This window comes from Stenotrophomonas sp. 1L-E-5-B-C3, from assembly GCF_057292075.1.
Genome location: NZ_JBXAWS010000009.1, coordinates 136,650 through 156,166 on the forward strand (window position 1 = coordinate 136,650; position 19,517 = coordinate 156,166).

General features: G+C 64.0%; 16 protein-coding genes. 10 read left to right on the plus strand and 6 right to left on the minus strand.

What is annotated here, in order from left to right; translation table 11 throughout:
* The first annotated feature begins 27 nt into the window (after window positions 1–27).
* From AC0Z6F_RS13610 to AC0Z6F_RS13620, 3 genes are read left to right on the plus strand one after another with little or no spacing between them, the layout of a single operon-like run.
* Window positions 28–318 (plus strand): PepSY domain-containing protein, encoded by a 291-nt coding sequence (locus AC0Z6F_RS13610; protein WP_485617466.1) that lies wholly within the window; start codon window positions 28–30, stop codon window positions 316–318.
* Complete coding sequence (locus AC0Z6F_RS13615) at window positions 318–977, plus strand: response regulator transcription factor (RefSeq protein ID WP_005414726.1); 660 nt, start codon at window positions 318–320, stop codon at window positions 975–977. Before AC0Z6F_RS13610 ends, AC0Z6F_RS13615 begins: the two co-directional genes overlap by 1 nt.
* A complete protein-coding gene (locus AC0Z6F_RS13620) occupies window positions 974–2,293 on the plus strand; it encodes a sensor histidine kinase (RefSeq protein WP_485617464.1) in 1,320 nt (439 codons plus the stop codon). The genes AC0Z6F_RS13615 and AC0Z6F_RS13620 overlap by 4 nt, the downstream gene beginning before the upstream one ends.
* A 635-nt stretch (window positions 2,294–2,928) precedes the next feature.
* Here the strand turns inward: AC0Z6F_RS13620 and AC0Z6F_RS13625 are convergent.
* Together AC0Z6F_RS13625 and speA are read right to left on the minus strand one after the other, a co-directional pair.
* Entirely contained in the window at window positions 2,929–3,249 is a 321-nt protein-coding gene (locus AC0Z6F_RS13625; protein WP_005411369.1) for a DUF6122 family protein, read from the minus strand.
* 43 nt (window positions 3,250–3,292) lie between these two features.
* A complete protein-coding gene (speA, locus tag AC0Z6F_RS13630; RefSeq protein ID WP_012512349.1) occupies window positions 3,293–5,182 on the minus strand; it encodes an arginine decarboxylase in 1,890 nt (629 codons plus the stop codon).
* Window positions 5,183–5,373: 191 nt separating this feature from the next.
* Here speA and speE point away from each other — a divergent pair, with 191 nt between their 5' ends.
* On the plus strand, window positions 5,374–6,225 hold the full coding sequence (speE, locus tag AC0Z6F_RS13635; protein ID WP_012512350.1) for a polyamine aminopropyltransferase: 852 nt from the start codon (window positions 5,374–5,376) through the stop codon (window positions 6,223–6,225).
* Between the two features lie 118 nt (window positions 6,226–6,343).
* On the opposite strand, the gene AC0Z6F_RS13640 is transcribed toward speE, so the two are convergent.
* Window positions 6,344–7,249, minus strand: a complete 906-nt coding sequence (locus AC0Z6F_RS13640; RefSeq protein ID WP_180889855.1) for an aspartyl/asparaginyl beta-hydroxylase domain-containing protein — start codon at window positions 7,247–7,249, stop codon at window positions 6,344–6,346.
* Window positions 7,250–7,685: 436 nt separating this feature from the next.
* Between AC0Z6F_RS13640 and AC0Z6F_RS13645 the strand changes: the two genes are divergently transcribed.
* On the plus strand, window positions 7,686–8,345 hold the full coding sequence (locus tag AC0Z6F_RS13645) for an RIO1 family regulatory kinase/ATPase domain-containing protein (RefSeq protein WP_012512352.1): 660 nt from the start codon (window positions 7,686–7,688) through the stop codon (window positions 8,343–8,345).
* A gap of 89 nt (window positions 8,346–8,434) precedes the next feature.
* On the opposite strand, the gene AC0Z6F_RS13650 is transcribed toward AC0Z6F_RS13645, so the two are convergent.
* Window positions 8,435–8,773 carry a P-II family nitrogen regulator gene (locus AC0Z6F_RS13650; RefSeq protein WP_005411374.1) on the minus strand — a complete coding sequence of 113 codons (339 nt, stop codon included), beginning with the start codon at window positions 8,771–8,773 and terminating at the stop codon, window positions 8,435–8,437.
* Between the two features lie 155 nt (window positions 8,774–8,928).
* Between AC0Z6F_RS13650 and ubiK the strand changes: the two genes are divergently transcribed.
* From ubiK to AC0Z6F_RS13675, 5 genes are all read left to right on the plus strand, one after another.
* Complete coding sequence (gene ubiK / locus AC0Z6F_RS13655) at window positions 8,929–9,180, plus strand: ubiquinone biosynthesis accessory factor UbiK (RefSeq protein ID WP_005419983.1); 252 nt, start codon at window positions 8,929–8,931, stop codon at window positions 9,178–9,180.
* A 125-nt stretch (window positions 9,181–9,305) separates the two neighbouring features.
* On the plus strand, window positions 9,306–9,740 hold the full coding sequence (gene arr / locus AC0Z6F_RS13660) for an NAD(+)--rifampin ADP-ribosyltransferase (protein WP_485617456.1): 435 nt from the start codon (window positions 9,306–9,308) through the stop codon (window positions 9,738–9,740).
* An 837-nt stretch (window positions 9,741–10,577) separates the two neighbouring features.
* A complete protein-coding gene (locus AC0Z6F_RS13665; RefSeq protein ID WP_485617454.1) occupies window positions 10,578–12,701 on the plus strand; it encodes a type I restriction-modification system subunit M in 2,124 nt (707 codons plus the stop codon).
* Window positions 12,701–13,993 (plus strand): restriction endonuclease subunit S, encoded by a 1,293-nt coding sequence (locus tag AC0Z6F_RS13670; protein ID WP_485617452.1) that lies wholly within the window; start codon window positions 12,701–12,703, stop codon window positions 13,991–13,993. Before AC0Z6F_RS13665 ends, AC0Z6F_RS13670 begins: the two co-directional genes overlap by 1 nt.
* A 68-nt stretch (window positions 13,994–14,061) precedes the next feature.
* Entirely contained in the window at window positions 14,062–17,322 is a 3,261-nt protein-coding gene (locus tag AC0Z6F_RS13675; protein ID WP_485617450.1) for a type I restriction endonuclease subunit R, read from the plus strand.
* A 797-nt stretch (window positions 17,323–18,119) separates the two neighbouring features.
* Here AC0Z6F_RS13675 and AC0Z6F_RS13680 read toward each other — a convergent pair.
* Complete coding sequence (locus AC0Z6F_RS13680) at window positions 18,120–18,485, minus strand: hypothetical protein (RefSeq protein ID WP_485617448.1); 366 nt, start codon at window positions 18,483–18,485, stop codon at window positions 18,120–18,122.
* Window positions 18,486–18,536: 51 nt separating this feature from the next.
* Window positions 18,537–19,139, minus strand: coding sequence for a DUF998 domain-containing protein (locus AC0Z6F_RS13685; protein WP_485617446.1), 603 nt, complete (start codon window positions 19,137–19,139; stop codon window positions 18,537–18,539).
* Between the last annotated feature and the right edge of the window lie 378 nt (window positions 19,140–19,517).

Here is a 19,517-nt window from a genome sequence, read left to right on the forward strand (position 1 = left end):
TGTTCCTACAGCCCGCCCTGCGCCCCGATGCTCTCCACCCTGCCCCTGCTGCTGGCCCTGGCCAGCGCCCCCACCGCCGCCGCACCGGCACAGGACCCGGCGCAGCAGGTCGCGCGCCGCGCCGTGCAGCAGGGCCGCTACGTGCCGTTGGAAAGCGTGGTGCGCGATGCGCTCAAGCACTTTCCGGGCCAGCTGCTGGAAGTGGAACTGGACGATGGCGTCTACGAAGTGGAGATCCTGCGCGGCGACGGCGTGGTAGTGGAGCTGGACTATGATGCGCGCAGCGGAAAGCTGCTGAAGACGGAGCTCGACGACTGATGCGCATCCTGTTGGCCGAAGACGATGCCGCACTGGCACAGCGCCTGGTGCCCCTGCTGGAGCAGGCCGGCTACGTGGTGCACGTGGTCGCCGACGGCCGCCAGGCCGAGGAGATCGGCCAGATCGAAGATCTGCAGGCCGCCATCGTCGACCTGGGCCTGCCCGGGCTGGACGGACTGAGCGTGATCGAGCGCTGGCGCGGCAACGGCCGCAGCTTTCCGGTGCTGGTGCTGACCGCACGCGGGCGCTGGCACGACAAGCTGGCTGGGTTCGATGCCGGTGCCGATGACTATCTCACCAAGCCGTTCCAGGCCGACGAACTGGTGCTGCGCCTGCGCGCCCTGATCCGCCGCAGCCACGGCCACGCCAGCCCGCGCCTGCACTGCGGCCCGCTGCAGCTGGACGTCAACGCCGGCCGCTTTGAACTGGATGGGCAGGCGCTGTCGCTGAGCCCGCAGGAGTTCCGCCTGCTCAGTTACTTCATCCACCACAGCGGCCAGGTGATCGGCCGCGACCGCCTGGGCGAACAGGTGTTCGATGGCGGCCACGATCCGGACTCGAACGCACTGGACGTGCTGCTCGGGCGGGTGCGCCGCAAGCTCGGCATCGATCTGATCCAGACCGTACGCGGCCAGGGTTGGCGGCTGGCCGCGCCGTGAGCCGGCAACCCTCGCTGCGACGGCGCCTGCTGCTGGCTGGCGGTGTCGGCCTGCTGCTGGTCTCGCTGCTGGCCAGTGCACTGCTGGGCGAGCTGTTCAAGCGCAGCGCGCGCGATCGCTTCGACCATGAACTGCAGCAGGACATGCTGACCCTGCTGGCGCAGGCCGAAGTGGATGCGGACGGACAGCTGCGCCTGCGCCAGGAACCGAATGACGCACGCTTCCAGCGCGTGTTCTCAGGTGCTTACTGGCAGATCGCCGGTGCCGATGGCCGTGTGCTGCTGCAATCGCGCTCGCTGTGGGATGAAACGCTGCCTGCCACGGCCATGGGAGCGGCCACCCGCAATCTGGCTGGACCGCTGCAGCAATCCCTGCGCGCACGCGTGCAGCAGGTGCGCCTGCCACGCGCCAACGAACCGTTCGTGGCCGTGGTTGCCACCGATCGCAGCGCGCTGGATGCAGACGTTGCCGCGTTCCGCCAGCGTACTGCCATCGCGCTGGGTGTGTTGGTCGCGGCGTGGCTGGCGGTGCTGGCCAGCCAGGTGCACTTCGGATTGCGTCCATTGCATCGCTTCGGTGCACAGCTGGAACGGGTGCGGCGCGGCGACGCGCAGCGCATCGATACACGGAGGTTGGGTGCGGAGGTCGCACCGCTGGGCGAGGAGCTCAACGCGTTGCTGGAGCATCAGCAACGCATGGTCGCGCGCGCGCGCACCAGTGCACAGGATCTGGCGCATGCGCTGAAAACCCCGCTGAGCGTGCTGGCCACTGAGGCCGACGGCGACGGCGCGGACTGGCGCGCCACCGTACGCGAGCAGAGTGCGCGTATGCAGGCCAGCGTCGACCGTTACCTGGCCGCAGGGTTGGCCGCCGACCATCGCCAGCGCACCGACGTGGCGGCAGTCGCACAGGCGATGTGCCGGCTGATGGCACGCGTGCATGGCGAACGTGGCATCACGTTCACGGCGGCTGGTATCGATCCGGCACTGCAGTTCGCCGGTGCCAGTGCGGACCTGGAGGAAATGCTGGGCAATCTGCTGGACAACGCCGGCAAGTGGGCGAAGCAGCAGGTGGACGTCACTGCAGACACCAGCGAAGGGCAGTTGCGCATCGAAGTGCGCGACGACGGCCCCGGGCTGGCTGCAGACGCGCTGGAACAGGTCACCCAGCGTGGCGTGCGCCTGGATGAGCGCGAGGGCAGCAGTGGGCTGGGCCTGGCGATTGTGGGTGATATCGCTGCCAGTTATGGCGGGCGGTTGGCGTTGGAAAATGCACAGCCGGGATTGCGGGCCACGTTGTGGTTGCCGGTGGCGTGAGGCGGCCAACCTGACGGCGGGTAGTGCCGGCCGCTGGCCGGCAACCACGTGGTCACCGGGAACGCCGTTCGCCGTGCATCCGGTAGGTGTCGACCTTGGTCGACACGCATCAAAAGCGCCGACCAAGGTCGGCATCTACCAAAGCAGTACATCAGTTCCGTCGGCCATCGCGCCCCCGGTAGGTGTCGACCTTGGCCAACCCAACGGCGGGTAGTGCCGGCCGCTGGCCGGCAACCACGTGGTCAACGGGAACACCCTGCGGAAGCCGGCCAGCGGCCGGCTCTACCAAGCGCCAACCCGACCGGTCGCCGTGCTCCCGGTAGGTGTCGACCTTGGCCAACCCAACGGCGGGTAGTGCCGGCCGCTGGCCGGCTACCACGTGATCACCGGGAACATCCTGCGGAAGCCGGCCAGCGGCCGGCTCTACCAAGCGCCAATCCGACCGGTCGCCGTGCACCCGGCAGGTGTCGACCTTCGCCAACCCAACGGCGGGTAGTGCCGGCCGCTGGCCGGCAACCACGTGATCAACGGGAACACCCTGCGGAAGCCGGCCAGCGGCCGGCTCTACCAAGCGCCAACCCGACCGGTCGCCGTGCTCCCGGTAGGTGTCGACCTTGGTCGACACGCACCCAGCATCAACGGTGATGCATCCACCAGCAATCAATCGCGTCCAGCACGATGTGGATGATCAAGCCGATACCGAACAACCGCGTTTTCTTCGGCACGCACAGCCCCGCATAGACCGCAATCGCCGGTGCGGTGTGCAGCGGGTGGAACCCGATGCTGCAGCGGTTCGGTGCATAGATCGGATCGGCCAGCAGATGGTCCAGATCGATGATCCAGCCCAGCAGCATCAGCAGCCACGCCGAGGCGAAGCGCTTGCGCCAGAACAGCCATGCCAGCAGGGCTGGCACGGCGGCATGCAGGAACAGGTGGAAGATCGCGCGCGCGCTCATCGGGGCCGGTAGCGCCGGGCCATGCCCGGCGTTCCCGTTTACCTCAGACCAGCGGTTCGTCGGACAGGTAGGTGTAGCCGGTCAGGCCGGCTTCCAGCGCCTCCGACAGCTCCTGCGCACGTTCCGGCGACAGCTGCGCCTCGGCCACGCGCTGCGCATAGGTCGCACGCAGCTCGTCCAGGCGGTAACCCACGTAATCCAGCATCACGTCGGTGGTGTCGCCGCGGCGCTGCTGTGTGATGGCGTAGCCATCGGCATCGGCCAGCACTTCCACCGCGTCGGTATCGCCGAACAGGTTGTGGATGTCGCCCAGGATTTCCTGGTAGGCGCCGACCATGAAGAAGCCGATGCGGTAGCTCTCGCCCGGCTTCATCTTGTGCAGCGGCAGCGAGCTGTCCAGGCTCTCGTTCTCGACATAGGTTTCCACCATGCCGTCCGAGTCGCAGGTCATGTCGGCGATGATGCCGCGGCGGTCCGGGGTTTCGTCCAGGCGCTCGATCGGCACGATCGGGAACACCTGGTCGATCGCCCACACGTCCGGGATCGATTCGAACACGCTGAAGTTGACGAAGTACTTGTCGACCAGGCGCTCGTTCAGTTCATCCAGCACCGGGCGATGGCTCTTCTCGTCGTAGCTCAGGCGCGCACGCACGCCATGGGCGATGGCGTAGAACAGATCGTCGATGCGCGCACGCTGCGGCAGGTCGATCTGGCCCAGCGCGTAGCTGGCCAGGCCTTCGGCGTGGAAGTGCTGTGCTTCCTGGAACAGTTCCACCGCCGGGCGCACGTCCAGCTCGTCGTGGATCTCGCGCAGGTGGCGGATCGCGGCCGGCTCGTCGTCGTGCTGGTCCGGTACGCGGCCTTCCTGCGCCTCTTCCACTTCCGAAACGTTGGCGATCAGCACCGCGTGGTGCGCGGTCATCGCACGGCCGCACTCGGTAACGATGCGCGGCGGGGTCAGGCCGAATTCTTCGCAGGCATTGGCCAGCGGCTGCACGATGTTGCTGGCGTAGGAATGCAGGCCGTAGTTGATCGAGCAGAAGCTGCGCGAGCGCGTGCCTTCATAGTCCACGCCCAGGCCACCGCCCACATCGACGTGGGTGATCTTCGCGCCCAGGCGCGACAGCTCCACGAAGTAGCGGGTGGCTTCGCGCATGCCGTTGGCGATGTCGCGCACGTTGGAAATCTGCGAGCCCATGTGGAAGTGAAGCAGGTTCAAGCAGTCGGCGTACTCGGTGTCACGCAGCGACTTCCACAGGTCCAGCAGCTGTCGCGGCGACAGGCCGAACTTGGCCTTGTCGCCACCGCTGTTCTGCCACTTGCCGGCGCCCAGCGAGGCCAGGCGCATGCGCACGCCCAGACCCGGCTTCACGTCCAGCGCCTTGGACTCTTCCAGCACCAGCTTCAGCTCGGACGGCTTCTCGATGACGATGAAGGTCTGCAGGCCCAGCTTGCGGCCGATCAGGGCCAGGCGGATGTACTCGCGGTCCTTGTAACCGTTGCAGACGATCAGGCCACCCGGGCGCGACAGCGCCAGCACCGCCATCAGCTCGGGCTTGCTGCCCGCCTCCAGGCCGAAGCCTTCGCCGTGGTGGCTGGCCAGGGTGCCGGCCACGCCACGGGTCTGGTTGACCTTGATCGGGTACACGGCGGTGTAGCCACCGCTGTACTCCCAGTCCTGCTGGGCCTGGCCGAAGGCCGCCTGCAGCTTGCCCAGGCGCTGGCCCAGGATGTCCGGGAAGCGCACCAGCAGCGGCAGCTTGGCGCCAGCTGCGCGCGCAGCGTCCACCACCTTGGGCAGCGACACCACCGGGCCGTCTGCCCCGGTCGGTCTCACCACCATGTGCCCGGCCTGATCCACGTCGAAGTAACCGTCCGCCCAATGCGGGATCGAGTAGGTCTTGCGGGCTTGGTCGAGGGACCAATCGGTCATTGCAGTCGGCCTTGTTGGCAATAAAAGGGGGGGCATGATAACGCCTATATGCCCACAGGTTCGTTATCATGCGCGCCCGCGCCCGTGGCAGGTTCCAACCTGAACGGGCCGATCCGTCCGGATGTGGCATCTGTGCCACGCGGCCCCGCCCGCCAGCCCGGCTTCACCCCTCCGAACAGGACTGTTTTCCCATGACTGACAGCAACAACTGGTACATCGAACACTTCGAGCGCACGGGCTCGGCCATCGGCTACCGCATCACCGGCAAGCTGGACGAGGTGCAGTCGCCGTTCCAGAAGATCGAGATCTTCCGGACCACCGACTGGGGCAACCTGATGACCATCGACGGGGCCATCATGCTGACCAGCAAGGACAACTTCTTCTACCACGAGATGATCAGCCACCCGGTGCTGTTCACCCACGCCGCGCCCAAGCGCGTGGTGATCATCGGCGGTGGCGACTGCGGCACCCTGCGCGAAGTGCTCAAGCACAAGGGCGTGGAGAGCGTGACCCAGTGCGATATCGACGAGCAGGTGACGGTGATGGCGCGCAAGCACTTCCCGGAACTGTGCGACTCCAACGATGACGCGCGCGCCGAGCTGCTGTTCGACGACGGCGTGGCCTACATGGCCAACTGCCCGGCTGGCAGCGTGGACGTGGTGATCGTGGACTCGACCGATCCGGTCGGCCCAGGTGAAGGCCTGTTCAACAAGGCCTTCTACGCAAGCTGCTTCAAGGCCCTGAAGGACGACGGCATCCTGGTGCAGCAGTCCGAATCGCCGCTGATGCAGCTGGAGCTGATCAACGAAATGCGCACCGAGATGGGCAAGGCCGGCTTCGGCTCGTTCAAGACCCTGCCGTTCCCGCAGCCGTGCTACCCCACCGGCTGGTGGAGCGTGACCCTGGCGCGCAAGGGCGAAAGCAGCTTCGACTTCCGCCAGGCCGACTCGGCCGCCAAAACCTTCGAGACCCTGTACTACACCGCCGCGCTGCACACCGGCGTGCTGGTGACCCCGCCGTTCGTGCAGGCGGCGCTGAAGTAATGCGTGCCGACCAACGGTCGGCACCCGCCCATGCAAAAGAAAAACCCGCGCTGGCGACAGCGCGGGTTTTTTCATGTTCCGGTAGTGCCGGCCGCTGGCCGGCAACCTCATGTAACGATCAAAGCGCCCAGATACCGGCGATCACCGCCAACACCAGGCCCCACTTGATGACCTGATACGCCACCACGCTGCGCTCGCGCAGTGCCTTGGCCTTCAGGCGCACCTTGTAGACGCTGCCAAAGGCCTTGTTGACGCCACCGGTCGGGTCACCCGGCAGGTTCGGCGAGGCACCACCGGCCAGCAGCGTGGCCGCCACCGCGCGGTTGAACAGGCCCGGCAGGCCGAAGCGCAGCGGGCGGGCGATGTCGCAGAACAGGATCACGCGATCATCCGGCGTCTCGTTGTGCGCGTGGTGGATGTAGGTCTCGTCGAACATCATCCACTCGCCGTCGCGCCAGCTCTTCTTGATGCCGTCCACTTCGATGTAGCAGCCGTCGTTGTTGGGCGTGGCCAGGCCCAGGTGCAGGCGCAGCGAACCGGCGAACGGGTCGCGGTGCGGGCGCAGTTCGCTGCCCGACGGCAGCTGCGCGAACATCGCCGCACGCACGTCCGGCAGCGACTCCAGCAGCGCCGTGGTCTTCGGGCACATCGCCTTGGCCGACGGGTGCGACGGGCCATACCACTTCAGGTAGAAGCGCTTCCAGCCACGGCGGAAGAACGAATTGAAGCCGGCATCGTTGAACGTGCTGGAGGCCGCGATCGCCTGCGCATCGCGCAACGCCAGCGCCTCGTCGCGGATCATCTGCCAGTTCTGGCGCAGCGGCTCCAGCTGCGGGAATTCCTTGGCCGGGTCCAGGAACGGCGTGGTCGGCACCTTCGAGAACATGTACATGACCACGTTGATCGGGGCCATGAAGCTGGAATGGTCCAGCAGCTGGCGCGACCAGCGCGCGCGGACCTTGCCACGGAAGTGGATGTACAGCACGCAGGCGACGAACAGCGCTGCGATGACGATTTTGATGATCAAAGCACTTTCCTCCAGCCGCAGCCGGAACGGGAAACAGGGCGATGCACGGCCGGACAGCCAGCACCGGTGGGGACCGCGGCAGGGGACGGGGACGTGCCAGAAAGGGGCGGCCGCCGATGTCGCGAATTAACAGCTTATGGTCGGCAGGCCGTGCGTCGGGGTCAAGCTGGACGTGCGTGGCGTTCAGCGGGCCGCGGATGAACGAAGCGGAGCGACACGTAACCTATTGATTCTGAAAGAACCATCGGCCAAGTGAGACAGAATTGTCCGATTGAGCGCGACGAACTGTTCCAGCCACGACCCCGACATTTCTCCGACAAATCGTGGAATAGCGAACTGGCGAGTACTAAAATTAACGAAAACTTAGTAACTCCCTGTAACACCGGTTCGCTTGACGCTTTGCGCCACCCACCGGGTCGTCCGAGACCCCGACATGTATCTTCCTGCTCTCCCCCCCTCCTCCTGCGGCGATGACGCCGCCACCCCGCTGCTGCTCAAGCGCGGCGAACGCTTCCTGGCCCCCGACGTCTACCGCACCTGCCTGGACGGGCGCGAGGCGGTCATCAAGGACTATTCCCGCTACCGCGGCACTCCCGTTTCACTGATCGCGCGACTGATGGTGCGACGTGAAGCCCGCATGCTGCAGCGCCTCGGCGGCTGGAAGCATGCCCCCGCGCTGCTCGGCACCCTCGGTGGCCTGGCGCTGGGCATGGAGTTCATTCCCGGCCAGACCCTGAGCACCGCGCAGGCCGTCGGCAATGAAGTGTTCGAGCAGCTGCAGCACGCGCTCAGCCGCCTGCACGCCGCCGGCATCACCCACAACGACCTGCATGGCACCAACGTGGTGGTCAGTGGCGGCGTGCCGGTGCTGCTGGACTTCACCTCGGCCTGGCGGGCCCCGCGTTGGCTGCGCCGCAACCCGCTGAGCCGGCAGATGCGCCGCAGCGACATGAAGAACCTGCTGAAGATTCGCCAGCGCGTAACCGGCCAGGCACCGAATGCTGCGCAGGCCGCGCTCGTGGCCGACCCCGGCTGGGTCGCCGCCGTGCGCCAGGGCTGGAAGCGGTTCTACAAGTGGGCGAAGCGCCGGTAAATGCGTTGCTTTGGTAGGGGTCGAGCTTGCTCGACCGCTCCTCTGTAGAACCGGCATCGGCTCGGCTCTACAACATCCCGCCGAACGGCTTACAACGCGTCCGCGTCCAGCTCACCGGTACGAATACGCACCACGCTGCCTAGGTCGTAAACAAACACCTTGCCGTCGCCAATCTTGCCGGTGCCGGCGGCCTTCACGATCGCCTCAACCACCGCCTCAACCTGGTCATCGGTCACCGCCACTTCCAGCTTCACCTTCGGCAGGAAATCAACCACATACTCCGCGCCACGGTACAGCTCGGTATGGCCCTTCTGGCGACCAAAGCCCTTCACTTCCGTCACCGTGATCCCGGTGACCCCACGCTCGGCCAGCGCTTCGCGCACGTCGTCGAGCTTGAACGGCTTGATCACCGCCATGACCATCTTCATCGTCTATCTCCTGTCTTCCGGCGTGGAGGATAGCGCCTGAACGCGGCCCGTGCGAAGCCGCTGCCGCCTGTCCGGGCGATGGGTGCCGGCAGTATCCTTGTGCCCGATCGGCCTGCCCGCGCCGGATGCACGGGCCCACCCCCACGGAGCACCCCATGATCGACCTGAACCAAATCGATGACCTCGCCCGTCGCCTCAGCGACCTGGTGCCGCCGGGCCTCCGCGAATCGCGCGAGGAACTGCAGGCCACCTTCAAGAGCGCGCTGCAGGCCGGCCTGGCCAAGCTCGACCTGGTCACCCGCGAGGAGTTCGAAGTGCAGCGCGCCGTGCTGCTCAAGACCCGCCAGAAGCTGGACGCGCTGGAAACCGCCGTGCGCGAGCTGGAAGGACGCGGCGCCGCAGAATAAAAAAGGAGGCGCACCGCGCCTCCCGTTTGCAGATTATTTCCCGGATGGGGCCTTGCAGCAAGGCCCACCGGGCGCCCTAGACTCGCCGGCCTGTCGATCCGGCAGCACACGCAGGGGCAGTGCCGATGGCGCAGGACACCGAATGGACACCCGTTTCGCATGACACCTGCGACCAGGTCGCCGGGCCGTTCTACCACGGCACCCGCGCTGATCTGGCGGTGGGCGAACTGCTGAGCGCGGGCTTCCGCTCCAACTATCGCGACAGCGTGGTGATGAACCACATCTACTTCACTACGATCGCCAAAGGCGCCGGGCTGGCTGCGGAGATGGCCAAGGGTGAAGGGCGACCGCGTGTGTATGTGGTGGAGCCGACCGGGCCGTTCGAGGACGATCCGAACGTGACCAACAAGAAATTTCCCGGGAACCCGACGCGCTCGTATCGGAGTGCGCAGCCGTTGCGGGTGGTTGGGGAGATTGTGGAGTGGGAGCTGTACGACGCGGAGTTCGTTTGGCAGTTGAAGGAATTTGTGGCGTCTGGGAGTGGGGAGATCATCAATTGATGGAAGGAGAGACCCGTGCCTTGGCTCACGGAAGATCAATGTCGTCGAACGATGTCCGCTTTCGGACAGAAGCGGACGTTCAACTCTGGAATTAGTCCGACTCGCGAAGCAAGCTCGGCTTGACTGAACTGTTAGGCGCCAACCTGCGATCCGAAGCCGGCAGGAAACCGAACGTCCGTAGACATGCAGATGCCATTACCCCCGGATAGTGGCCGTACACCCAAGATGGTGCCCTGCTGCGCGAGCTCTGTCTGGACAATGACGATAGGCTGCTCAGAGCCATCGTCCGGTATCTGAACTGCGCAGCATGGAAGGCTCATTGGAGCTGGAGTGGAACCACCCTGTACATAGAAGATGGCCGAGCCGGCCGCGACATCAGCCTCGGTCGCTGCGCGGTCGACCATGCAGGGTGTGGCATGCCCATCGGTTGCCGAAATGGGACCCCAAAGATCAGTCATAGCTGTAGTGGCGCCCAACCACCAAGTAGACGGACCCGTGGGTCCGGTTATGCGACTCGCCCACAAAGCACCGATCTGCGCGCTTCGCCTTGATACAACTCGATCTTAGGGCGGCCGGGTCCGGCTAACAGGGCAGCGTACAAATGGACCCAGTGGCAGGATCAGCGGCCGCACCAATGGCCGCTATGGGTCGTATGACGCCCGACGGCCACAAGCAGCCTTCCGGCTAGTATCATCTTTGATTGTCAACTCAAGATTTGTTTACGAACGTCAAGTCGCCTATCGAAAATCCATGGGGCGCCATGACTGAGTCTGCGCGTCAGTACATATTAATTGGCGGCAAGACAGGAACAGGTCAAACCCCTTTACGATCAATAGAATGAATCGCGACCAGCTCAAAAAACTCGAAAATGACCTGTGGTCAGCAGCCGACAAGCTCCGCGCCAACTCCGATCTCAAGGCCAGCGAGTACAGCACCCCGGTGCTCGGTCTGATCTTCCTGAAATTCGCGGACAACAAGTACCGGCAGCACCAAGCGGCAATCGAGCAGGAATTCAAGAAGCTCCAGGGCACGCGCCGTGAGCGTACCTTGGAAGAGATTGCCATCGAGAAGTGTGGCTTCTACCTCGATGCGAAGGCCCGCTACGACTACCTGCTGAACCTGCCCGAGAAGGAAAACATCGCCAAGGCCATCCGCGCCGCGATGGCCAGCATCGAGAACACCAAGCCCGAGCTGCTGGGCGTGTTGCCGCAGGAGGAGTACGACCGCTTCACCCGCAGCCCCAAGAACCAGCACATTCCCAAGGACTTGCTCAAGCTGTTCTCCGACATCCCGGTGGACGCTACCGGCGACGTGTTCGGCCAGATCTACGAGTACTTCCTCGCGAACTTTGCGCTCAGCGAGGGCCAGGGCGGCGGCGAGTTCTTCACGCCGCGCTCGGTCGTCAAGCTGATGACCGAGATCATCGAGCCCCATGGAGGCAAGGTATTCGACCCCGCCTGCGGCTCCGGCGGCATGTTTGTGCAGTCGGCGGACTTCATCCTCCAGCACCAGGCCGACAAGGCGGCAGACCTGGACGTGTTCGTCTGCGGCACCGAGAAGACGCTGGAGACCGCCAAGCTCGCCAAGATGAACCTTGCTGTGAACAACCTGCGCGGCGACATCAAGCAGGCCAACACCTACTACGAAGACCCCTTCAACGCCTTCGGCGCCTTCGACTACGTGATGGCCAACCCGCCGTTCAACGTGGACGACGTGACGCTGGACGCCGTGGAGAAAGACCGCCGCTTCAACACCTACGGCGTGCCCCGCAACAAGACCAAGGCAAAGGCGGCGGGCGGGAAAGACGGCAAGGAGAAAGCCGTCGAGACCGTACCGAACGGAAATTATCTCTGGATCAACCTCTTCGCTACCTCGCTCAAACCCGGCGGCCGCGCCGCACTGGTGATGGCCAACTCGGCCAGCGATGCTCGCCATTCCGAGGCCGACATCCGCCGCACGCTCATCGAGCAGAACCTCATCTACGGCATGCTCACGCTGCCGTCCAACCTGTTCTACACCGTCACGCTGCCGGCCACACTGTGGTTCTTCGACAAGGGCAAGACCGATGAGAAGGTGTTGTTCATCGACACCCGCAACATCTTCACCCAGGTGGACCGCGCCCACCGCGAGCTGAGCGACGCGCAGATCCAGAACATTGCCCTTATCCCCCGGCTGCACAAGGGCCGCCGCCAGGAGTTCGTGGACCAGGTGGACCGCTACCTGCACCAGGGCATGGCCCAGCTCAAGGACGCCGCTGAGCACCTGCCCACCTTGAGCGAACGCCTGCTGGCCGTGCTGGCGGAAGAAGCTGCCGATGCGGCGACCAGCCAGGTGGCGCGTGACGCCATTGCGGCGCTGCAGGCCCAGCGGGGTCAGCTCGCCGCGCTGGCGCAGGCCCAGGACCAGCACGAACGCACCCGAGGCCAGAAGCACAGCGTGGACGAGCGCAACAAAGCCCAGCACCTGCTGCGCGCTCAGTTCACGCCCTTCTTCAGCGGCCTGCACGCGGCGGTGAAGGCGCTGGACAAGGCCATCCGCGAGATGGACAAGCGCAAGGCCGAGGCCGCCAAGCTTGAGGGCAAGCGCGCCACTGCCAACCGCCAGACCAAGGACGTGAAGGCGGCGGTGCAGGCGCTGCATGACGAACTGAAGGCTGCCGAGCTGTACTACCAGCATGTGAGCTGGCTGCAGGAACGCTTCCCCAAGGCGGCCTACGAAGACGTCACCGGCCTGTGCAAGCTTGCCAGCCGCGAGGAGATTGCCGAGCAGGATTGGTCGCTGAACCCGGGGCGGTACGTGGGCGTGGTGATTGAGGAGGATGGGAAGACGGAGGAGGACTTCCTGGCGGACCTCACCGTCGCGCGGGATCAGCTTCAGGAGCTGAGTGATGCCGCTGGCGCGCTTCAGCGCACCATTGCCGTCAACGTGTCGGCCGTGTTGGGCGAGGAACAGCCAACGTGATGCAAGCGCCAATCCTGTTTTCTGACCTCATTGTCGAGACCAAAGATGGCGAATGGGGGGAAGGCCAAGAGGCGCCAGGGCATGTGCTCTGTGACGTTATTCGCGGGACTGACTTCGCCGGCCTGAACGCTCCGAGCATCGAGTTGCCTCAACGCTGGATTCCCGAGCACTTGGTCGCGCGTAAGGCTCTGGAGGCCGATGACATCCTCATCGAAACGGCGGGCGGTACCGCCAAGCAATCAACTGGCAGAACGGCGCTCGTCAGCAAGGAGTTTTTAGCCTCCCGGGGGGGGCGCCCTGTCTTGTGTTCGAGCTTCGCTCGGCATTTGCGCGTTGATCGAAACAAAGTCCACCCCGTCTATCTCTATTACGTGCTCCAGGCGCTTTACGCCTCTGGGTACATGGGTGTCTTCAATCTTCAGCACACAGGTGTCGCCCGGTTTCAGTTCACCGCCTTCAGAACGAAGACGCGGCTCACGCTCCGCGAGAGCGCAGCTCAGCCCAAGATCGCGGCGGCGCTCAAGAGCTACGACGACCTGATCGCTATCAACCAGCGCCGCATCGCCTTGCTGGAGTCCATGGCCGAAGAGATCTACAGCGAGTGGTTTGTGCGGATGAGGTTTCCTGGCTATGAAACGGCTGCACACGAGCGAGGAATGCCTTTGGGCTGGCAGGCATCAACAGCCGCCGCGATGGTGCAGGTTCAAGGTGGTGGCACACCAAGCACCGAGGTCAGCCAGTACTGGGGTGGTGAGATCCTCTTCTTCTCTCCGAAGGATTCGCATGATGGTGCTTATTGCTTGCAGACCGAGCAGAGCATCACTGAACTGGGTTTGGAGAACTGCGCATCCAGGCTCTTCCCCAAGGACACGATCTTCATCACCGCACGGGGCACGGTCGGCAACCTGGTGTTGGCCGGCGAGCCGATGGCCATGAACCAATCCTGCTACGCGCTGGTCCCGAAGATCGACAAGAAGCCGTACTTCGTGTTTGCCGGGCTGAGGTGCGCAGTGGATGTGATCAAAGGAGTCTCCAACTCTGGCGTCTTCGATAACGTGGTCATGGACACCTTCAAGATCATTCCGCTGGTCAACCCCGGCGACGCCCTTCGTGACAGGTACAACGAAGTAGCTGGGCCCATCTATGAGCAGTCGCTCATGCTGCGCCGGGCCAACGCCCACCTCCACGCTACCCGAGACGCCCTGCTCCCCCGCCTGATCTCCGGCAAACTCCGCGTCGAGGCCTTAGACATCCAGTTCCCGCCCAGCATGCAACAGCAGCCTGCCGCATAGGCCGCGCCGCATGAGGCGATAGCCCGTTAGCAGGTCTTCTTCACAACCGGCAAACACCAGGGGGTACCGTGGCCGCCGCGAAGAATTTCATCAGCGAAGACGACATCGAGCAGGCCTTGCTGCAGCGGCTGCAGCATCTTTGCGGCTTCGATGCGCTCAACTGCTTCACGGCACAGCCCGACGACCTGAATGACGGCTCCGGCCGCGCCGACAAACGCGAGGTGATCCTGGTCGATCGGTTGCGCGCCGCGCTGGAGCGGCTGAACCCGCAGGCCCCGGCTCATGCTGTGGAGCAGGCCCTGGCGCAACTGGTGCAGCCACGCACGGCGATGAGCCTGGTGGCAGCCAACCGGGAGATGGACGGATTGATACGCGACGGCGTGCCGGTTACCTACAAGCCCGAGGCCGGGCCGCAGGTCGGGCAGACCGTGACCGAGCGGCTGAAGGTCATCGACTTCGACGCGCATGATCCACGCACCGGCCGCAACCACTACCTGGCGGTGAGCCAGCTCTGGGTGCGCGGCGAACATGGCTACCGCCGGCCCGACTTGCTGCTGTACGTGAACGGCCTGCCGTTGGTGTTCATCGAGCTGAAGAACAGCAACGTGAAGCTGCGCGCAGCCTTCGACGACAACCTGACTACCTACAAGGCCGAGATTCCGCAGCTCTTCACCGCCAATGCGTTGTGCCTGCTGAGCAATGGCATCGAGACCCGGCTGGGCAGCATCACCGCGCAGTGGGAGCACTTCTTCACCTGGCTGCGGGTGGATGACGAGAAGGAACAGCTGGATCGCCCTGCTATTGCCGCGCAGGGCTTGAGCGTGGAGCGCGCGGTGTTGGGCCTGCTGACGCCCGAGCGGCTGCTGGACTATGTGGAGAACTTCTGCGTGTTCTACCGCGAGACGCAGAAGGTCATCGCGCAGAACCACCAGTTCATCGGCGTGAACAACGCCTTCGAGCAGTTCAGGCACCGGCGTGAGCTTGGCGGCAAGCTGGGCGTGTTCTGGCACACTCAGGGCTCGGGCAAGAGCTTCTCGATGGTGTTCTACACGCGTAAGATCTTCCGCAAGCTCACCGGCAACTTCACCTTCGTAGTGGTGACGGACCGGGACGACCTGGATGGGCAGATCTACCGCAACTTCCTGCACACCGGTGTGGTGGCGCCGAAGGACGACGTGCGACCCAAGGGCAGCGCGCAACTGCGCGAGATGCTGGGCAAGAACAAGCGCGTGGTGTTCACGCTGATCCAGAAGTTCCGGTTCGAGAAGGGCAAGGACTACCCGCTGCTGTCCGACCGCGACGACATCGTCGTCATCGTGGACGAGGCACACCGGACGCAGTACGCGGGCCTGGCCGAGAACATGCGCGTCGGCCTGCCACGCGCCAACTTCCTGGCCTTCACCGGCACGCCACTGTTGGGCCAGGAGCGCAAGACCAACGCCTGGTTCGGCGACTACGTGTCCGAGTACAACTTCCAGCAGAGCGTGGAAGACGGCGCCACGGTGCCCCTGTTCTACGAGAAGCGTGTGCCGGAGGTGCTGATCCAGAATGACGACCTGAGCGACGAGTTCGCTGCTATCCTGGAAGACGAGAACCTCGACGGCGAGGCGCAGGAGAAGCTGGAGAAGCGCTTCGCGCAGGAGATGGAGGTCGTCAAGCGCGAGGACCGACTGGACACGATTGCGCGGGACATCGTCTACCACTTCCCCCGCCGCGGCTACCTGGGCAAGGGCATCGTCATCTCGGTGGACAAGTTCACCGCCGTGACGATGTTCGACAAGGTCCAGGCTCTGTGGAAGGCCGAGATCAAGGCGCTGAACGGCCGCATCACCGCGACGACCAACGACGTGGAGCGCCAGCGCCTGAAGCAGCTCAAGGCCTGGATGGGCGCGGTGCAGATGGCGGTGATCGTCAGCGAGGAGGCGGGCGAGGAAGAGAAGTTCGCGAAGAAGGGACTGGACCTCAAGCCGCACCGCCAGCGAATGAACGCACTGGATGAGCACGGTCACGACATCGAGTTCAACTTTAAGGACCCGGAGCACCCGCTGCAACTGGTGTTCGTCTGCGCGATGTGGCTGACAGGCTTCGACGCGCCGACGGTGAGCACGCTGTACCTCGACAAGCCCATGCGGGGCCACACGCTGATGCAGACCATCGCGCGGGCCAACCGGGTGAGCGGCCACGAGATCCTGGGCGTGGCCAAGCGCCACGGCGAGATCGTGGACTATTACAACGTCTTCCGCCGCATGAAGAAGGCGCTAAAGGACTACGCCGCCGGCCCCGAGGACGACGAGCTGCCGGTGCGGGACAAGAGTCATCTGTTCACGCTGCTGGACGAGGCCATGGAGCAGGGCTTGGCCTACTGCCAAAGCCAGGGTGTGCCGCTGCACGAGGCGCTGGACCGCGACGACGTGTTCACCAAGCTGGGCCAGTTCAACGGCTTTGCCGACACGCTGCTGGCCAGCGACGAGCAGCGCAAGTCCTTCAACGTCTACGAGAACACGATCTCCTCGCTGTACGAGGCCTGCAAGCCTGAGGTGCTGGGCCGCAAGCTGGGCCGCGTGGTGTCGGCCTTCCAGTACCTGCGCGGGGTGATGGACAGCATCGTCGAGCAGGTCGACATTGACAGCGCGGTGCAGCGCATCGAGGCGCTGCTGGACGCCAGCGTGGTGGTGGACAAGGCCGAGGCCTTTTCCGCCAAGGAGTTCGAGGCGCAGTACAAGATCGTGCAGCGCGGCAAGGCCTGGGACCTCAGCAAGGTGAACGTTGAGAAGCTGCGCGAGGAGTTCCAGCAGGCGCCTTTCAAGAACATCCAGATCGCCGACCTGCAGGCCTTTCTGCAGCGAAAGCTGGCCGAGATGCTGGCGCAGAACAGCACGCGGGTGGGCTTCATCCAGCGGCTGCAGAATGTGATCGACGCCTACAACTCCGGCGCCACGTCCACCGAGAACTACTACGACGAGCTGACCGCCTATGCCGAGGAGCTGAAGGAAGAGGCCGAGCGCCACATCCGCGAAGGCCTGACCGAGGACGAGTTGGAGCTGTTCGATCTGCTGAATAAGGAGTCACTGACGCAGGAAGAGACCCAGCGCGTGAAGCTGGCCGCCAAGCACCTGCTGAAGCGCCTGGTGGAGGAGCAGCCCAAGGTGCTGATTCAGAACTGGCACCAGAGCGCGCAGACGCAGAAGCAGGTGCGCGCGGAAATCGAACGCGTGCTTGATGCGGACTTGCCGGAAAGCTATGACCGTACCACCTTCAAGCAGAAGTGCGACAACGTCTATGACCTTGCCGTTGAGTACGCGCTGCGCGGCAGGAAGTGGGCAGCATGAGCGCGGGTAGCGATGGATCGCAGTGGATTTGTTCAACATCCGGTGACAGTGGCTGACCGCTTCGGGTCCCATGGCGTCCTGCGGCCAGAAGCTGACTTCGCCAGGTCACCTCCCACGCTTCACCGAGGCCCGAATGTCCAGGCCCCTTTAGCCTCCATGCGGCTAAGACCGGCGGCGCTGGATCAAGTGGGCCAACGAGCTGGCCAGGAATGAGGGTGCGCCTGGTGTTGGAACGACCAAGATGCATGCCCAAGCAGCGATGGTGCGCGATATCCACTCTGACCACTCAACAGCATTCAGACTCTTGGCAACTGCCATCATAGGATTGACCGACAACGCGCCCAAAGGCATCGTCGCTCGCCAGACTCAGCCAGCCAGGTACCCAGAAGAACGAGTGCTTCGTCGTGTTATTTGGGCTTTCACCAGAGATTCGATAGTAGGTCTGCCTAGCGCGTCGCTACCCGCCGTAAGCGATTGGCAGCCGGCACTGTTGCAACGTGTCAGGGTCCTGATGACGAATCTGAGCATGGCTCATGGATTCAATCACACCTCGTCAAAGCCCAGCAGTCGACTCTCAAAGAAGAGTCTATCCAGTTCGTCGCTAATGAGCCCGCCGGACTTAGGTGGTAACAACAACTGATCGCAGTAGTTGCAGCACGTAGAGCTGAATCGCCAAGGCTTCAGTAGACAGGCAGCGCCCCAACTGGATGTCCGCTTTCGGTCAAGAGCGGACTCTCGCAGTGCCTCGGACCGGCCCAAGAATCTGCGTGGCCTAGAACGAAGTATCGGACCGAACCCTACTTGAACATCTCCAACAGATCCCTGTCTTCATGCCGCTGCTCCCACGTGGAGAGAAAACAGAAGCTCACGCCGCTTTGCATGGCAGCCTTCTGGAACCCGGCAAGTTCTTCCCTCGTGATCGGATACTCCACCGGATCAAAGTGCAGAATCCCCCACGGCTTGACGAGAGAGAACCCAGGCAGGAGTTCCGAGAAGATCGCCTTGAGCAGCGGCCGGATATTCGAATAGTCCTTGATCGGAGCCGCGCGATTGCCAAGGGCATGACACTGGCGACGGATGGTCCTGTCTCCACCAACCACGCGGGCAATGAAGTGGTCCTGATGCACTTGAACGTAGATCAGCTGACGGCGAAAAATCTTCATACCCTTCTCAACCCCACACGCTCAATGGTCGTCCATGTGCCTGCACGCCCATCAATACGTCGGCTCCGCCTTCAGCGCGCTTGAACCCCTTCGCAGCAGGTACAGCGCCACCAGGAACGGCCACAACGAATTGATCGACGAGAACAGGCGCTGGGTCAGCCCCCTGAACCCCTCCGGGTCCGCGCCCACCACGTTCAACCAGAGATAGACGATGCTCGCGATGCTCACCATAGCAGTCACGGCGTAAGCCCTTCGATTGGCAGACCACGCGCTCAATTCGATGTGCGACATCGCCGGTGCAATGATGTTTGCGATACCGATGGTGTAGAAGCCGTGCATCGGATGGCCCATGGGCCAGAGCCCGTTGGTCAGCATGGAAATGCCAAAGACCAACCAGCAGATTGCACCTACGGCAATCCGGCGGCCGGACTCCCGCCATACCCCGATGGAGAACGCCACGAAGCCCACGCCGGAGCCGATGGCAGCAATCCTGCCGCAAACGCTTGCGATCGTCGGCGCCTGCAGCAGCTCGCTGGCGTGCTGTGCAAGCGGGTTGTAGCCCGGCGCGAACAGGGCGGCAACGCTGGTCCAGAACAGGAACCACGGAAGCGGGACCAGACCCGCAGACAGAAGAAGTCGATTGCGGCGTAACACGTGCAGTGATCCTTGTTTTGGCCTGCGCCAGTGGGTGGAATCCGTTCAAACGCCGCAGATCCTTCCTGCTCCGCGCAGGACAGTTCCGGGTGACTACAGCAGTAGTCAGATTCTGCGTGACGTCCTACGGGGTCAATAGGCAGAAAGTCACTCACGCTTGGAGGCGAAGTACGCGGCACCCATCGGCGGTCGTCGCACCGGTTCCTTCGTACGGGCGATCACACATTGCCATCGGACCAATGCTGTCGCATTTGCCGCGCCCTGCGTCTCTGGCGGAAGGTTCTGACGACTCCGTTCCAGAAGTGCCGTTCCGCCTAGCACGCCAAGGCTCTCGCCGCTTCCGGCGCTATGCGACAATGCCAAAAGCGTCTCGGGTTT

What these genes read in the sequence shown, in the direction of transcription:
- AC0Z6F_RS13610 (WP_485617466.1), top strand. Translation starts at nt 28, where the DNA reads ATGCTCTCCACCCTGCCCCTGCTGCTGGCCCTGGCCAGCGCCCCCACC.
- AC0Z6F_RS13615 (WP_005414726.1), top strand. Translation starts at nt 318, where the DNA reads ATGCGCATCCTGTTGGCCGAAGACGATGCCGCACTGGCACAGCGCCTG.
- AC0Z6F_RS13625 (WP_005411369.1), bottom strand. Translation starts at nt 3,249, where the DNA reads ATGAGCGCGCGCGCGATCTTCCACCTGTTCCTGCATGCCGCCGTGCCA.
- speA (WP_012512349.1), bottom strand. Translation starts at nt 5,182, where the DNA reads ATGACCGATTGGTCCCTCGACCAAGCCCGCAAGACCTACTCGATCCCG.
- speE (WP_012512350.1), top strand. Translation starts at nt 5,374, where the DNA reads ATGACTGACAGCAACAACTGGTACATCGAACACTTCGAGCGCACGGGC.
- AC0Z6F_RS13645 (WP_012512352.1), top strand. Translation starts at nt 7,686, where the DNA reads ATGTATCTTCCTGCTCTCCCCCCCTCCTCCTGCGGCGATGACGCCGCC.
- AC0Z6F_RS13650 (WP_005411374.1), bottom strand. Translation starts at nt 8,773, where the DNA reads ATGAAGATGGTCATGGCGGTGATCAAGCCGTTCAAGCTCGACGACGTG.
- ubiK (WP_005419983.1), top strand. Translation starts at nt 8,929, where the DNA reads ATGATCGACCTGAACCAAATCGATGACCTCGCCCGTCGCCTCAGCGAC.
- arr (WP_485617456.1), top strand. Translation starts at nt 9,306, where the DNA reads ATGGCGCAGGACACCGAATGGACACCCGTTTCGCATGACACCTGCGAC.
- AC0Z6F_RS13665 (WP_485617454.1), top strand. Translation starts at nt 10,578, where the DNA reads ATGAATCGCGACCAGCTCAAAAAACTCGAAAATGACCTGTGGTCAGCA.
- AC0Z6F_RS13670 (WP_485617452.1), top strand. Translation starts at nt 12,701, where the DNA reads ATGCAAGCGCCAATCCTGTTTTCTGACCTCATTGTCGAGACCAAAGAT.
- AC0Z6F_RS13680 (WP_485617448.1), bottom strand. Translation starts at nt 18,485, where the DNA reads ATGAAGATTTTTCGCCGTCAGCTGATCTACGTTCAAGTGCATCAGGAC.